This is a genomic window from Streptomyces sp. NPDC041191, assembly GCF_055591945.1.
The window spans coordinates 69,504-84,663 of the sequence record NZ_JBVIZC010000017.1 but is presented as its reverse complement, the minus strand read 5'-3'; the positions used below and the strand labels follow the sequence as shown (position 1 = coordinate 84,663).

The 15,160-nt window shown below is 76.8% G+C and carries 12 protein-coding genes; 8 read left to right on the top strand and 4 right to left on the bottom strand.

The annotated features are described in order from the left end of the window. Nucleotides 1–123 precede the first annotated feature (123 nt). From ACZ6AQ_RS27655 to ACZ6AQ_RS27645, 3 genes are read left to right on the top strand one after another with little or no spacing between them, the layout of a single operon-like run. On the top strand, nucleotides 124–1,278 hold the full coding sequence (locus ACZ6AQ_RS27655) for an ATP-binding protein (protein ID WP_468763357.1): 1,155 nt from the start codon (nucleotides 124–126) through the stop codon (nucleotides 1,276–1,278). Beyond that, the gene (locus tag ACZ6AQ_RS27650) at nucleotides 1,275–5,216 is read left to right on the top strand and encodes a vWA domain-containing protein (RefSeq protein ID WP_468763355.1); all 3,942 of its coding nucleotides are present in this window, start codon (nucleotides 1,275–1,277) and stop codon (nucleotides 5,214–5,216) included. The genes ACZ6AQ_RS27655 and ACZ6AQ_RS27650 overlap by 4 nt, the downstream gene beginning before the upstream one ends. Beyond that, nucleotides 5,213–7,087, top strand: a complete 1,875-nt coding sequence (locus tag ACZ6AQ_RS27645) for a hypothetical protein (protein WP_468763354.1) — start codon at nucleotides 5,213–5,215, stop codon at nucleotides 7,085–7,087. The genes ACZ6AQ_RS27650 and ACZ6AQ_RS27645 overlap by 4 nt, the downstream gene beginning before the upstream one ends. Nucleotides 7,088–7,148: 61 nt before the next feature. On the opposite strand, the gene ACZ6AQ_RS27640 is transcribed toward ACZ6AQ_RS27645, so the two are convergent. Beyond that, complete coding sequence (locus tag ACZ6AQ_RS27640) at nucleotides 7,149–7,634, bottom strand: flavin reductase family protein (protein WP_468763352.1); 486 nt, start codon at nucleotides 7,632–7,634, stop codon at nucleotides 7,149–7,151. Nucleotides 7,635–8,079: 445 nt separating this feature from the next. Between ACZ6AQ_RS27640 and ACZ6AQ_RS27635 the strand changes: the two genes are divergently transcribed. Then, a complete protein-coding gene (locus tag ACZ6AQ_RS27635; protein ID WP_468763351.1) occupies nucleotides 8,080–8,259 on the top strand; it encodes a hypothetical protein in 180 nt (59 codons plus the stop codon). 73 nt (nucleotides 8,260–8,332) lie between these two features. Here the strand turns inward: ACZ6AQ_RS27635 and ACZ6AQ_RS27630 are convergent, their stop codons facing one another. Next, on the bottom strand, nucleotides 8,333–8,626 hold the full coding sequence (locus ACZ6AQ_RS27630; RefSeq protein ID WP_468763349.1) for a hypothetical protein: 294 nt from the start codon (nucleotides 8,624–8,626) through the stop codon (nucleotides 8,333–8,335). Nucleotides 8,627–8,985: 359 nt separating this feature from the next. Between ACZ6AQ_RS27630 and ACZ6AQ_RS27625 the strand changes: the two genes are divergently transcribed. Next, complete coding sequence (locus ACZ6AQ_RS27625) at nucleotides 8,986–9,549, top strand: SRPBCC family protein (protein WP_468763347.1); 564 nt, start codon at nucleotides 8,986–8,988, stop codon at nucleotides 9,547–9,549. Nucleotides 9,550–9,720: 171 nt separating this feature from the next. Here the strand turns inward: ACZ6AQ_RS27625 and ACZ6AQ_RS27620 are convergent, their stop codons facing one another. Continuing rightward, nucleotides 9,721–11,193, bottom strand: a complete 1,473-nt coding sequence (locus ACZ6AQ_RS27620; protein WP_468763346.1) for a serine/threonine-protein kinase — start codon at nucleotides 11,191–11,193, stop codon at nucleotides 9,721–9,723. A gap of 528 nt (nucleotides 11,194–11,721) precedes the next feature. On the opposite strand from ACZ6AQ_RS27620, the gene ACZ6AQ_RS27615 reads away from it, so the two are divergent. The 3 genes from ACZ6AQ_RS27615 to ACZ6AQ_RS27605 all read left to right on the top strand — a co-directional run bounded on the left by ACZ6AQ_RS27615 (nucleotide 11,722) and on the right by ACZ6AQ_RS27605 (nucleotide 14,117). Beyond that, the gene (locus tag ACZ6AQ_RS27615; RefSeq protein ID WP_468763344.1) at nucleotides 11,722–12,708 is read left to right on the top strand and encodes an AraC-like ligand-binding domain-containing protein; all 987 of its coding nucleotides are present in this window, start codon (nucleotides 11,722–11,724) and stop codon (nucleotides 12,706–12,708) included. A 38-nt stretch (nucleotides 12,709–12,746) separates the two neighbouring features. Then, on the top strand, nucleotides 12,747–13,349 hold the full coding sequence (locus tag ACZ6AQ_RS27610; protein WP_468763342.1) for a cysteine hydrolase family protein: 603 nt from the start codon (nucleotides 12,747–12,749) through the stop codon (nucleotides 13,347–13,349). Between the two features lie 372 nt (nucleotides 13,350–13,721). Next, nucleotides 13,722–14,117 carry a DUF6213 family protein gene (locus ACZ6AQ_RS27605; protein WP_468763340.1) on the top strand — a complete coding sequence of 132 codons (396 nt, stop codon included), beginning with the start codon at nucleotides 13,722–13,724 and terminating at the stop codon, nucleotides 14,115–14,117. On the opposite strand, the gene ligD is transcribed toward ACZ6AQ_RS27605, so the two are convergent. Then, nucleotides 14,065–14,985, bottom strand: a complete 921-nt coding sequence (gene ligD / locus ACZ6AQ_RS27600; protein WP_468763338.1) for a non-homologous end-joining DNA ligase — start codon at nucleotides 14,983–14,985, stop codon at nucleotides 14,065–14,067. The two genes, ACZ6AQ_RS27605 and ligD, sit on opposite strands and share 53 nt — an antisense overlap. Nucleotides 14,986–15,160: the final 175 nt, after the last annotated feature.

The window sequence follows — 15,160 nt, the reverse complement described above, 5'->3', positions numbered from 1 at the left end:
GCCCGCGCCCGCCGCCGTCCGCGGGGGCGGCACGGCCGGAAGCCACGCCCCCGACGACGGCGCGGCGCACCCCATCCGGTGCGCCGCGCCGGTCACCCGTACCCACCCCCGGAGGAACCCCGCATGACCGTCACCGAACAGCCCGCCCCCGCCCGGCAGGTCCGGCCGGCCGAGGAGCGCCACGCCGCCGAACTCGCCTTCCTCGCCGCCCAGGACCCCGGCCCGCGCCCGCCCGGCTGGGCGCTGACCCCCCGCGCGGTCGTCACGTTCGTCTGCGGCAGCGACGGCGTGGAACTGGCCCTGCCCGAGCGCCGCGCGGACCTGCCGCCGAAGCTGGCGATCGCCCCCAAGTTCGTCGGCGAACGCGCCCTGGTGGAACGCTGCGTGGTCACCCTCGCGGGCGAGCGCGGCCTGCTGCTCACCGGCGAACCCGGCACCGCCAAGTCGATGCTCTCGGAACTGCTCGCCGCCGCCGTCAGCGGCACCAGCTCCCTCACCGTGCAGGGCACCGCCGGAACCACCGAGGACGCCTTCCGCTACGGCTGGAACTACGCCCTGCTGCTCGCCCAGGGCCCCACCCCGGGGGCCCTCGTCGACTCCCCGGTGCTCGCCGCGATGCGCACCGGCCGGGTGGTGCGCGTCGAGGAGATCACCCGCTGCCTGCCCGAAGTCCAGGACGCCCTGGTCTCCGTCCTCTCCGACCGCCGGATCACCGTCCCCGAGCTGACCTCCACCGAGGACGCGGTGGTCGCCGCCGCGCCCGGATTCACCGTCATCGCCACCGCCAACCTCCGCGACCGGGGAGTCTCCGAGATGTCCGCCGCGCTCAAGCGCCGGTTCAACTTCGAGACGGTGGACCCGATCGCCGACGCCGACACCGAGGCCGCCCTGGTCCGCCGGCAGGCCGTCGCGGCGGTCCGGCGCGCGGGCGCCTCCTTCGGCGTCGACGACGCGGTCCTGGACGCCCTCGTCACCGTCTTCCGGGACCTGCGGTCCGGCCGCTCCACCGAGGGCTGGGACGTGGAACGGCCCGGCACGGTCATGTCCACCGCCGAAGCCGTGCAGGTCGCCGCGTCGCTGGGGGTCGCGGCCGCGTACCTCCCGGGCGGGGACGTCCTCGACCTCCTGCCGGGCCACCTCCTCGGCGTCGTCCGCAAGGACGACCCGGCCGACCACGCGCGCCTCCTCGGCTACTGGGACGGTCCGGTCCGCCGCCGGGCGGAGAACGGCTCGGCCATGTGGCGCCGCCTCTGGGACCTGCGCGGGAGCCTGCGGTGACGCTCTCCGATCCCCGGGCGGCCGTGGACGCGCTGGCCGCGTCGCGCACCCCGTACCTGCTGGGGGTACGCCACCACAGCCCGGCCCTGGCGGCCGTGGTGCCCGCGCTCCTCGACGAGGCGGGCGCCGAGGTGGTCTGCGTGGAGCTGCCGGCAGACTTCCAGCCCTGGCTGGAGCACCTGACGGACCCGGAGACCGTCGCCCCCGTCGCGCTGGCCGGGACGGACGGGCACGGACGCCTGTCGTTCTACCCCTTCGCGGACTTCTCGCCGGAACTCGCGGCGCTGCGATGGGCACGGGCCCACGGGGCGGAGGTCGTCTGCTGCGACCTCCCCCTGACCGACCCCGGCCGGTCGCCGTCGGACCCGGACGCCGGCCACGACGGGGGAGGGGACGGCCTCCCGGGCATCGACGTGCCGGCGGGCCCGGACCCCGGCGCGGAGCGGACCGCGGGCGCGGAAACCGGCCGCGGACCGGAGGCGGCCGGCCCCGGGAACGGTACGGACGGGGGGAGCGCCCCCGCGTCCGCCGCCGACGCGGAGGGCGGGGCCGGCGGAAGCGCCCGCCGGACCGGGCCGGACGCGGAGGGGCGCCGCTCCTTCGCCGGGGCGCTCGCCGCCGCCGGCACCGGCCGGGACGGCGAGGACATGTGGGACCGGACCGTGGAGGTGCTGGCGCCCGGCTGTTCCCCCGAAGCGGTGCGCCGTGCGGCCCTCGGCGTGGGCTGGGCCCTGCGCGACGACGCCCCGGTGTCCGCCACCGACCTCGCCCGCGAAGCCCGGATGCGCCGGGTGATCGCCGGGGCCTCGGCCGGAGGACGCCGGGTCGCCGCCGTGATCGGCGCCTTCCACGCACCCGCCCTGCTCGCACCGGCGGCTGCCGACGCGGACCGGGACGCGGACGCGCGTACGGACGCGGGCCGGGTCACGGACGAGGACCCGGGCACGGGTCCGGACGAGGGTCCGGGCGCGGACGCGGAGGTCCCGGCGGGACCGGGCGCCGCCGGGACGTCCGGGACCGGCCGGGGCCGCGCCCGGACGGCTCCCGCGCCCCCGGAGGCCCCGGTGGTCGAGGTTGCCCCCGCGACCACGGACGGAGCGGTGACCTCGTTCGTTCCGTACTCCTTCGACCTGCTCGACTCCCGGTCCGGCTACCCCGCCGGAATCCGCGACCCGCTGTGGCAGCAGGCCGTGTTCACCGCCGCCGGCGACCCCGGCCGGATCCGGGAGGCCGCCGCCGCCTCGGTGACCGGTCTGTGCCGGGAGCTGCGCCGCGCCGGCCACACCGCCGGCACCGGCGAGGCCGCCGAGACGCTGCGGCTGGCCTGCGACCTGGCCACGCTGCGCGGGCTCCCCGCGCCCGGACGCGGAGAACTCCTGGAAGCCGTCACCACCGTCCTCGGACAGGGCGAACCCCTGGGCCGGGGCCGGGCGCTGGCCCGCGCCCTGGAGACCGTGTTCGTCGGCGCCGCGCGCGGCCGGACCGCCCCTCGGGCTCCCCGCTCCGGCCTCGGGCCCTCGGTGGAGGAGGAACTCGCCCGGCTGAAGCTGCCGTGCCCGGCGGACCCCGAACCCCGCGAGGTCCGCCTCGACCCGCTCCGTTCCCCCCTCGACGGCCGCCGCGAGATCCTGCTGCAACGCCTGCTCGTCATCGGCGCCTCCTACGGCGAACCCCTCGCCGTGGCGGCCACCGGCGACGGCACGGCGCTCGGCACCAAGTGGCGTCTGGCCTGGAACCCGTCCGTGCCCGCGCGGCTCGACCTCGCCGGGGTCCGGGGAGTCACCGCCGACCGGGCCGCCGCCGGCACCCTGGCCGGGATCGCGCGCCGCGAAGCCGCCGAGGGCGGCCCCACCCCGGACCAGATCCTCACCGGCCTCACCGCCGCCGCCCGCTGCGACCTGCCGGAGCTGGTCGACGCGCGGCTGGCCGAGGCGGCCGCCGTGCTGCCCGGCACCGCCGGCCTCCCCGACCTCCTCCGGGCGCTGGACCTCCTGGAGGGACTGCGGCGCGGCCACCACCCCGGCACCACCCGGGGCGCCCGCGCCACGGCGGGCGCGCTCACGGGCGACCTCCTGGAGGCCGCCGTACGGTCGCTGCCCGGACTCGCCGGGAGCGACACCCCCGCGGACGCCGGCGCCCTCGTGGCGCTCGCGGACCGGTCGGCCGCCCGGCACCTGGGCCTCCGGATGGACCGGGCCCTCGCCGGACTCGCCGCCGAGGGCTCGCCGCTGATCCAGGGCGCGGCCCTGGCCGCACGGGTGATGCTCGACCTGGACCCGGCCACCGGGCTCGGGGAGCGCGTGGCGGGCTGGATCGACGGCGCGACCTCTCCTGCCGCACGGCGGGCCCTGGTGAAGCGCCTCACGGGCCTGCTCACGGCCGCGGGCCCCCTGCTCCAGGTGTCCCCGGGAGCGCTCACCCCGCTCCTCGACCGGATCGACGCCCTGTCCGACCGGGACTTCCTCGACCGGCTCCCGGCCCTGCGCGGCGGCTTCGACGCGCTGGCCCCGGCCGCCCGGGAGCGCCTCCTGACGACCGTGACCGAACGGCTCGGGGACCGGCTCGACCTCTCCCTCGACGTCCCGCCCGAACTGCTCGCCCTGTGGACGGCGGCCGACGCGGCCGGCCTGGCCGCGCTGAAGGCGTCGGCCCTGCCCGTCCCGGACGCCTCCGGGTCTCCCGGCCCGGACCGGGACGCCCCCGGGAAACTCCCCTCCGCGCCGGACGCCTCCGGAGCCTTCCGTTCCGCCCCGGGCGCCGCCGCACCCGTGACCGGTCCGCCGGACGCGCACGCGGCCGGAGCACCGGGGGACCGGCGGCTCGGCCCGGCCGACCGGTGGCGCCTCCTCCTCGGCCGCCACGAGGACCGGCTGTCCACCGGCGCCCGCCGCTACGCCCGCGCCCTGGACGAGCTCTACGGCACCGGACGCGGCGAGGGCGCCGACGACCTGGAGGGCGGCGGGTCCGGCCGGGGCGGAGGACAGGAACCGTCCTTCCCCACCGCCCGGGAGTGGTCGCGGGAACTGGAGGCCCTCTTCGGGGCCGACGTGCGCGAAGAGGTCCTGGCCGAGGCGGCCGACGCGGGGCGCGCCGACGTGCTCACCCAGCTGGACCCGGCGGCGGTGCGCCCCTCAGTGGAGCTGCTGGGTTCGGTCCTCTCCCTGGCGGGCGGCATGCCCGAGGCCCGACTCGCCCGGCTGCGCCCGCTGGTGAAGCGGCTCGTCGACGAACTGGCCCGGGAACTGGCCACCCGGCTGCGGCCCGCGCTCTCCGGGCTCGCCACCCCGCGCCCCACCCGCCGGCCCGGCGGCCGCCTCGACCTCGCCCGTACCCTGCGTGCCAACCTCGCCCACACCCGGCGCGCGGACGACGGCCGGATCGTCGTCGTGCCGGAACGGCCGGTGTTCGGCACCCGGGCGGGCAGGGAGGCGGACTGGCGGCTGGTCCTGGTGGTCGACGTCTCCGGTTCGATGGAGGCGTCGGTGATCTGGTCGGCGCTGACCGCCGCCGTGCTCGGCGGGGTGCCGACCCTCTCCACGCACTTCCTGGCCTTCTCCACGCGGGTGGTGGACCTGACCGACCGCGTCGACGACCCCCTGTCGCTGCTCCTGGAGGTCCGGGTCGGCGGAGGCACGCACATCGCGGCGGGCCTCGCGCACGCCCGCTCCCTGATCACCGTGCCGAGCCGCACCCTCGTCGTCGTGGTCAGCGACTTCGAGGAGGGCGCGCCGCTGGCCGGCCTCCTGGGCGAGGTGCGCGCGCTGGCCTCCTCCGGCGCGCACCTGCTGGGCTGCGCGGCGCTCGACGACGCCGGGGCGCCCCGCTACTCCGTCCCGGTGGCGCGCCAACTCGTCGCCGCCGGCATGCCGGTGGCCGCCCTCAGTCCGTTCGCCCTCGCCCGCTGGGTGGGCGACCGCCTCCGTGGAGAACCCCGTTGAGCCCCGAACCCCTGCCGCCCGTCGCCCCCGACGTCCTCGCCGAAGCCGTCGAGCGGCTCAGCGCCCGGCTGCGCGGGAAACTCGACGCCGCGATCGCGGACTGTGCCGGACGCGCCGTCCGGACCGCCGGCGGAGCCCTGTCCGTGCGCTTCGGCGAGGACACGGTGGTCACCCTGGACCCCGGCCCCTCCGGAACGGTCACCGACGCCGGACAGGCGCGCTGCACCTGCCTGCTGGCCCCGCGCTGTCTCCACCGCGCCGCGGTCCTGGGCGCGGCGCCGCTCGCGGACGCGCAGGCCCCGCCCGAACCGCCCGGCCCCTCCGGATCCTCCGACCTCTCCGACCCCTCCGGGGCGACGGACACCGGAACCGGACGGGCCGCGCCCTCCGGGAGCGCGCACGGCACCCCGCCCGCCTCCGCTACCCCCGCGCCGGCCCGGGACACCGCGCCCCCGCCCACCCCCGCGCAGGTCCGTGCCGCGACCGCGTTGTGGGAAGCCGCCGCCGAGGCCCTGGCGGCGGGGGTCACGGCCGGCGGGGCGGTCGTCCAGGCGGAACTGCTGCGCGCCGCCCATTCCGCCCGCCTCGCCGGGCTCCCCAGGGCCGAGGCCGCCGCGCTGCGCGTCGTGCGGGGACTGCGCGCCGCGCGGGAACGGAGCCGGGGGCAGCGCCTCGGCGACCTCGCGGACGCCTTCCGCGACCTGCTGGCCGGGGCCGCACCGCTCGCCTCGGGCACGGCGGTTCCCGGTGCGACCGGCACGGCGCGCCGCGCCTACGGACAGGGCGGCAGCCTCCGGGTGTACGGCCTGTGCCGGGAGCCGGTCCTGTCCGCCACCGGGTACGGGGGCGTGACCACCCACCTGCTGGGCCCGGACGGCACCCCCTACACGGTGTCCGACGTGCGGCCCGGGGGACTGGCCCGTGCCAGGGGCGCGGGAACCGCGTCCGTGGCGCTCGGCGGGGCGGTCCTCGACCACGCGGGCCTCGCGCGCGGAGGACTGCTGATCGTCGGCGCCACCGTCTCCGCGGACGGGCGGCTCGGCGCGGGCCGGAGCGTGAGCGCCACGCCGCTGCGCGGGACGGACTGGTCGCGGGAGCCCGCAGCGGCGCTGTTCGCCCGGCCGGTGGGCGAGGCGGCGGCCGCGGCGCTCGACCGGGGCACAGGGGAGAGCGACGGGCCCGGAACCGCGCTCCTGGGGTGCGACGTGGAAGTGGCCGGTGCGGTGGGGGAGTACCTCGTGGTCCGTGTCGCCGGGGACGGGCCGCTGCTGCGGCTGCGCCCCGCCCACCCCCACCCGGAGCTGCCGTACGCCGCCAACCTGCGCCGGATCGCGGAGCACCCGGGCCTCGCGCTGCGGGTCCTGGGCCGTCCGGACCCGGACCGGGCGGCGACGCTCGCGCCGCTGGCGGTCGGCCCGGTGCCGGGGGCCCCGTACACGCTGCGGCTGCCGGACGAGTGGCTGGGACGGGCCGACCTGGGCTACGACCGGCTCCAGGGCGAGCACGTCCCGCGCGGGACGGCCGCCGGGCGGCCCGGCCCGCCGGCCGCCGTGCCGGACCCACTGGCGGACGCGCCGCTGTGGCGGGTGCGGCGGCTCCTGGAGACGGGGGTCGCGGGCGGGCGGCGCGCCGTGGCCGAGGCCGGGCGGGGGACGGACGCGGCGGCCCTCCTCGCGCCGCTGCGCCGGGCGGGACTCGGCGGAGCGGCGCGGCTCGCGGAGGCCCTGACGGCGGAGGCGGACCGTCGCCCCCGCGACGTCTTCGGCCGCCTCACCGACGCCTCGGCCGACGGCTACGCGCGGGCGTGGCTCGCCTCGGCGGTCCACCTGGCGGCGGCGGAGAGGTCGCTGGTGGTGGCCTCCTGGTCGTGACGCGGGGCCCGGAGCCGGTACGGGCGAGGAGGCCCGCGCCCGGAGGGGACGGCCGGTGGGCTCAGGCCGGATGTCCGGGCGTGAGGTCCACGACGTCACCGAACCGGAGGAGCGGCGGCCGGACCGTGTCGGGCGGGCCCTGTTCGACGGGGGCGAGCAGGAAGCCGACGTGGTCCCCGCCCCCGACGCGCCCGGCGATTCGGCCGACGAACCAGGCGCAGGAGTCGGTGAGGACCGGTGCTCCGCCCGGCCCCGGCCGCCAGTCCACCCCGGCGAACGTGTCGGTGTCGTCGCCCGTCCGCTCCCCGAACCACGCCGCCGTCCCCTTCTGGTCGCTCCGCAGGACGTGGACCGCCAGGTGGGTGGCGCGGTGGGCGACGCGGCAGGTGTGGTTGGCGGTGGAGAGCCACACCACGAAGCGGAGCGGGTCGATCGAGCACTGGGAGGCGAACCCCACCAGACAGCCCGACCGGTCGTTCCCGGCCGAGGCCGTCACGACGTACATCGGATAGTCGAGCGCGTCGGTGAAACCGTCGGTGTCGGCCACGGTGAACTCCCGGAAGGGGCGGTGAGGGGCGGGACGCGGAAAGGACGCGTCCCCGCACCCCCCGTTCCCGGAAGCGCCCTGTCGCCCGGGCCCCTCGGAGAGGCGGCCCGGGGGGACCCCGTGTCCCCCGATGGCCGCCCGGCAAACGCGCGACACGGGCCGCCCGTACGACATAACGTCCTCGGCGCGGGGTAGCGGCAGACCCATGGACACGAGACCCGAGCGCCGTCGCCCCGGTCCGCGCCCCGTCCCCGCCGGTCCGTTCCGGCCCGCGGCTCCCGCCGTGCGGGCGGAGCCGTGCGGGCCCCGGCCCGCCGGGAGCCCGACGAGAGGCCCGGGACCCCGAGGGGCGCCGCCGTCACCCCGGGGCCGGCAGGGCCCGACCGGCCCACCGCCTCGCGTCCGCACCGTGTCCACCGCCCCGAACGAGACCAGGGAGTGCCAGATGACCCACCACCGGAACGAAGAATCGGACCCGCGCACCACTCCGCCCTCCGAGGCTCCCGGAGAGAGCGGCGACCGGGAGGCACGCGAGGAGGCGGCCGACGCGGTCGTCGGCGAGGCGGGCGAGAGCGACGGCGCCGACGGGGACGAGATCTCGGGCGGTCGCCACGAGGACGCGTAGGGAAGACCCGAACCGGCGCGCCCGGGGGCCGTGAGAACTCACGGCCCCCGGGCGCACGTCGTACGCCGGCCCCTCAGGCGCTCACGGCGGGAGGCGCGCTCCCTGGCGCCTGGAGCGGGGCGGCGGCCGGACCGCTCGCCGTCAGGGGGATGCCGAGGCTCGCGCACATCCTTCGCGCCCTGGCGAGCGCGCTGAACGAGGCGGGGGACGGGCAGGCCGACGGGAACTCCAGGAACACCCGGGCGGGGCGGTAGGCGGAGACGATCGCCTCGATCTCCAGGGCCGCCGCGGCGCGGCTGGTGACGTCGAGCTCGCGCAGGAGTCTCAGGCGCAGGGTGCCGTCCTCGAAGGCGTGGCTCATGAGCATGGTCTACCTCCCGGACCTGGCGGGCGCCGTGGGCGCGGCGCAGGGCCGTGATCGGTGGGGAGGGACCGGCGAACGGCCCCGGTGCGGCGCACGGTGAGAGGTTCACGGGGATCGGGAGGGGCACCGTGGGCGCCGCTTCCTCGCGTGAGCCGGCCCGCGGGGCCGCTCTTCGCCGGGCGCCCTGTGTCCAGCCCGAGGCAGCTCGACGGGGGACTGCCACCCCCATTATGCAAGGAACGCGCCTGCCTGCACCTTTCCCGTCCGGGGTCCGCGCGGCCGCCTCCCGATTGGGACGGGGAAGGCCGGGTACGCGGGCCACGACCACAGACGAGCCACGACGACACGGAGGAGGCCGACCCGTGAGTACGGTCGAGCAGACCATCGATGTGGACGTTCCGGTGCGGAACGTGTACGACCAGTGGACGCAGTTCGAGGAGTTCCCCCACTTCATGGAAGGAGTGGAGGAGATCCGGCAGATCGACGACCGCCACACCCACTGGCGGACCAAGGTGGCCGGGGTGCGGCGCGAGTTCGACACCGAGATCGTCGACCAGCTGCCGGACGAGCGCGTCGCGTGGCGCACCGTGGGCGGCGAGGTCCGGCAGAAGGGCGTCGTGACCTTCCAGCGCCTCGACGAGGACCGCACCCGGGTCCGGCTCGCCATGGAGGTGGAGCCGGAGGGCGTGGTGGAGAAGGCCGGCGACGCCCTCGGCATCCTGGACCTGCGGGTCAAGGGCGACCTCAAGCGGTTCAAGGAGTTCATCGAGGAGCGCGGACGGGCGACCGGCGGCTGGCGCGGCCGCGTCCGGCCCTCGGACGCGGCGGGCCCGGCGGACGCCCAGGGGCCGTCCGGCACCTCCTCGCCCGGCTTCGGGACCCCGCCGGTTCCCCCGGCCGGTCCCGGGGTCCCCGGACAGCGCTGAACGGGCGCGGGGCCGGTCACGGACGATGGTCCGTGACCGGCCCCGCCGCTGTCCGCACCGCGCGGGCCGCACTCGGCGAACCGCCCCGTACGAGGCGGCCCCGTGCCGCTCTCCGCACGACCCCCAACGGATCCCCGCCCGATTCCCCGGGAACGGGTCACGGGTGCCGGGTCACAGGTCCCGGATCTCGAAGGTCGCGCGCGCCTTGTTCATGAGGTCCGTGACGGTCTTCTCCGCGCCGTCCCCCGCGGGCACGTCCACCTCCAGGCTGAGGCGGTCCTGCCGGGACGTGACCACGACGAGGACCTTGTGCAGCCGCCGCGGCGTGCCCTCGCCCTCCTTGCTGTAGCTCTCGGTGAGGAACGCCGCGTCACGGCCCTGGTGGGTGGCCGGTTCCACCGCGGCGACACTGGCGGTGCCCCCGGACGGCACGGAGGCCGTCTCGTGCTCCTTCTTCCACCGGTCCACGATGGCCAGGGGGGTCTCGGTGGCCTTCTCCTTCCTGACCACCTCCATCCACAGGTCGCCCTTGGGCGAGGTGTACCGCGTGCTGCGGTACGCCTCCTTCGTGGGGTCCAGGTCCTCCCACACGGTGATCTTCCAGTCGGACGGGGCCGCGACGGACAGCCGCATCCGGTACTCGTCGTACCGCTTCCAGCCCTCGGGCACCTTGTCGCCCGTCAACCGGAACACCAGGGCGGCGATCAGGGCCAGGGCGACGGCCGCGCCGACCGCGATCCCCCGGCGGCTCCGGGCGAACCGGACCAGGGGCGGAGCGGGAGGACCGCCGGTCTCCGTCGCCGTCCCCGTCGCCAGGACGGTGGGCGTCCTCTCGGGGACGGGGCGGGACGGAGGAGCGGCGAGGGCGCCCAGGAGGGGCTGCGCCGCCTGGGCGGTGAGCCGGTTCTCCGGCTCCTTGCGCAGCAGTCCGGTGATCAGCCCCGTCATCTCGCCCGAACGCTGCGGCGGCGGAAGTTCCGAGAGCAGGATCGCCTGGAGGGTCGAGGGAGTGGTCTGCCGGCGGAACGGCGACACGCCCTCGACCGCCTGGTAGAGCATGATCCCGAGCGACCACAGGTCGGACTCCGGGCCCGGCCGGCGCCCCAGGACCCGCTCGGGGGCGATGTACTCGGGGGAGCCGATGAAGGCCCCGGTCTCGGTGAGCTTCTGCTCGCCCTCCACCTGGGCTATCCCGAAGTCGGTCAGGACGACCCGGTGGTGGTGGCAGACCATCACGTTGCCGGGCTTGACGTCCCGGTGCAGGACCCCGGCCTCGTGGGCGGCGTGGAGCGCGCCGAGGACGGCCTGCCCGATCCGCGCCGCCTCCCGGGGCTCCAGGGTGCCTTCGTCGAGGATCTCGGCGAGCGACCTTCCGCGCAGGAGCTCCATCACGATCCACGGCCGGTCGTCCTCCATGACGACGTCGTGGATGGTGACGACGCACGGGTGGTCGATCCGCGCCGCGGCCCGCGCCTCCCGCTGCATGCGCTGATGGGCGGTGCCGCGTTCCGCGGCGGAGAAGTGCTCCGGGACCCGGGGCTCCTTGACGGCCACGTCGCGGTCGACGGCCTCGTCGCGTGCGCGCCACACCGTGCCCATGCCGCCCGCGCCCAGCCGTTCGAGCAGGCGGTAGCGGCCGCCCACGAGGCGGCCCGCCCCGGTGTCCGGCGGGGAGCCGTCCTTCGTCCCCGGGCGCGGGCCGGCGGCACCCCCGTGCTCCGCCGGACCCCGCCCGGACGCCCCCGGGGGGCGCTCCGGCGCCCGGGGGGCCGTTTCGGCCGCCGGGGCGCCGGGCGCGACCGGGGTCCCGAACCCCGGCGGCGCGGCGGGCGCCGGCCGGGCCGGATCGCCGGGCCGCGGCGCGGGAACCGGCGGTCGGAGCCCGTAACTCGTCGGCTCCTGCGGCCGTTCCCCGTTGCTCGTCATGAGCCACTCTCCACTTTCGTCCCACCGGGGTGCGCGTTCCGCACCCCGGGTCCGGAGCCGGGCCTCTCTCCGCCCGGACCCGTTCCGGAGTGCGCACCCCCGCGCTCCGCATCCCGGTTCCGAGCCTGCCTGATCATGGACGGGCTTGTCCTTAGCATTCGGCGCACTACAGTTGGCACACCGTGCACTTGGCCCGGGGTGCGCGGATCGCGGGGGCGAACCGTACGAGCCAGGGGGAGGGCCGGCATGCAGACGATCTTCGACAGCTTCGAGCTGCCCGTCCACGAACGGATCGACGCCTGGGTGGAGACCACGGCCCTCGCCCTGGTGCCGACCAGGTTCCGCTTCACGGACCCGGAGCGGTTCGGCGGCCGCCTGCGCGGGGTGTCGCTCGGGGCGGCGGACCTGACGGTGATGTCGTACTCGGAGCTCGTCTCCCAGCGCAGCCCCGCGCTGATCCGGAAGAGCGACCCGGAGCAGTACCAGCTCGCCCTGATCACCTCCGGGCGCCAGGCGATCGAACAGGACCGGCGCAGCGCCCTCCTCGTGCCGGGGGACCTGGTGCTCTACGACAGTTCCCTCCCGTTCGACGCCCGCGCCGAGACGGACGGGGGAGCGGCGGACTCGGTGCTGCTGCAGTTCCCGAAGAGCATGGTCCCCCTCCAGGGCCGTCACATCGGCGGGCTCCTCGCCACCCCCCTGTCCGGCAGGGAGGGGGTCGGCAGCCTGTACGCCCGGTTCGTGACCGGACTCGTCGAGGAGCAGGACCGGTGCACCCCCGGCGACCTGGCCCGCCTCGGCACCACCCTCGTGGACCTGGCGGTGACCCTCCTGGCCCATCACGCCGACCGGGAACGCGCCGTGCCCGGGGAATCCCGGCAGGAGGTCCTCTTCCTCCGGATCACCTCGTTCATCGACGGCCACCTGGGCAGCCCGGACCTCACCCCGCCCGCCGTCGCCGGGGTCCACGGCATCTCCGTCCGCTACCTCCACCGCGTCTTCCAGCAGCGGGGCGAAACGGTCGCCGCGTACATCAGGCGCCGCCGTCTGGAGCAGTGCCGCAGGGACCTGGCCGACCCCGCCCTCCGGGACGTCACCGTCCAGGCCGTCGCGGCGCGCTGGGGCTTCCCCCGGCCGGCCGACTTCACCCGCTCCTTCCGCCGGGCCTTCGGGACGACCCCCCGCCAGTACCGGGAGGACGCGCTCGGCGGACGCTCCCCGGCAGGCGGCTGAACACGCGTGCGGGCCGGAGATCTGGTTACTTGGGGAGCATGACGAAGACCGCCCTCGTGATCATCGACATGCTCAACGCCTACGACCACCCCGACGCGGAACTCCTCGTCCCCTCGGTGGAACGGGCCCTCCCCGCGGTGGAACGCCTCCTGGAGCGCGCCCGGAAGCGGGACCTCCCGGTGATCTACGTCAACGACAACTTCGGGAAATGGCGCTCCCACCACGGGGAGATCCTGGAGGCGGCGCTCGACGGCCCGCGCGCCGACCTGGTCGATCCGGTCCGGCCGGACGAGACGTCCTACTTCGTCGTGAAGGCGCGCCACTCGATCTTCTTCGAGACGCCGCTCACCTACCTGCTGGGAACGCTCGGCGTGGACCACCTCGTGCTCTGCGGACAGGTCACGGAGCAGTGCGTGCTCTACTCCGCCCTCGACGCCCACATCCGGCACCTCTCGGTCACGATCCCCCGGGACGCCGTGGCCCACATCCACGAGGACCTGGCCGACGCCGCCCTGCGCATGATGGAGGTCAACATGGGGGCGCGCATCTGCTCCGCCGACGAAGCCCTGGAGAGCGCGGACACGGCGGACACCGCAGCCACGGCGGACACGGCGGACACCACGGACGCCCCGGACCGGTGACGGCCGCCGGCCCGGTTTTCCGGGCCGGGACGGCACGGGGGACGACCGCTCCCACACGGGAGCGCGGGCCCGCGCGTACGGCACGCGGCGCCGGGTAGGGGCGGGGAGGACCGGAAGAGATCCTTCCCGGCGGCGGGCGGGCCGGACACGGCCGCCACCGGACCGTCCTCCCCCACACGAGGGAGAAGGTGTACGGCATGAACACCGGCATCGGCACGTCGCACGCGCTCCCGCGCCGGCCCTTCCGGGCGGGCCGGCGGTGAGCCGCGCACGCGTCCTGCCGGGCCGCCGTCCGCCCGGAGGCGGCCGGGTGCGTCCGGCCCGCGGGCGGCCCACCCCGATACACGTCGGCGACACGGAGGTCGGATCCTCATGAACGCGTCCATGTCCCTGGTGCTCCTGCCGGACGGCCACCTCGTGCTTCCCGCCGACGAGGTGACCGGGCTGCTCCGGCACCTCGCGGCCGGGTGGCTGGAGTCGACCGGCGAGGAAGACGATCCCGGCCTCGCCCCGGAGACGGTGGCGGTCCTGGCGGGCGCCCTGACGGAGGTCGCCGACCGGATCGACGTGGAGTGCATCGCGCTCGCGCCGCCCGGGGGCGAGGACCCGTTCGACGACGGGGGCCCCTTCGACGACGGGGGGCCCTTCGGCCACGGGGGCCCGTTCGGCGGCGGGGGGCCCTCCGCCGGTCCCGGTTCTCCCGGTGACGACCCCCTCAGGGACCGGTACGGCGATCCGTACGACGGAGACGGTCCGCCGCCGCCCTGAGCGAGCGGGGGCGCGGGGCCGGGCTCCACGGATCGTTCCTCGCCAGGAGCGCGTCGACGTCCGCGAGGCGCCAGCGGCGCGCGTCGAGTTCCGGGTCGTCCAGGTCGTCCCAGTCCAGCGGGGCGGCCACGGGCGCGCCCGGCCGGGACCGCACCGTGTACGGGGCCACGGCCGTCTGCCCGTACGCGTTGCGCTGGACGTCGAGGTACAGACGCCCCTCCCGCGCCTTCTTGCGCACCTCGGTGGTGAGCCGGTCGGGGTGGCGGGAGGCGAGCACCCCGGCGACGCCGGAGGCGAAGGCGCGCACGTCGTCGAAGGGGGCGCTCCGGTCCAGCGGCACCAGGACGTGCAGGCCCCGTGAACCGGTGGCCATGAGCAGCGACGGCAGCCCCACCTCGTCCAGCAGGCCGCGGAGCCACCGCGCGGCCTCCCGGACCGGCGCGAACTCCTCCCCGGCCGGGTCGAGGTCGAAGACCAGCCGGTCCGGGTGGTGCGGGCGGTCCATCCTGGACAGCCACCGGTGCAGGGTCACGCAGCCCTGGTCGGCGAGGAGGACCAGGGTGGCCGCGTCCTCGCCCAGGACGTACGTGACGGTCCCGTCCTCCTTCGGCATCTCGGCACGCCGCACCCAGTCCGGGAAGTGGTCCGGCACCTCCTTCTGGAAGAAGCCCCGGTCGCCGATGCCGTTCGGATGCCGCTCCATCGTCAGCGGTCGGCCCCGCAGGTGCGGCAGCATCCTCGGCGCCACGGCCCGGTAGTACTCCGCGAGACCGGCCTTGGTGATGCCGTCCCCGGGGAAGAGCACCTTCTCCGGACGGCCGATGGTGACGGTGCGCCTGCCCGCCCGCACCTTCCGCGTGTCCGCCATCGCGTCCTCCTTCTTCTGTCTTCCGCCGTCCGCCACGGGCGGGCCCCCGTGGGACCGCTACCCGCGAGGACGCGCCGCTACCGGTGTTCCCCCGGACGCCGTGGCCGGGGAGCGCATACGACCCCGCCGTCCGGGGCAGCCGCGACCTGTCCCCGGCAGCCGTACGTGAGGAGTT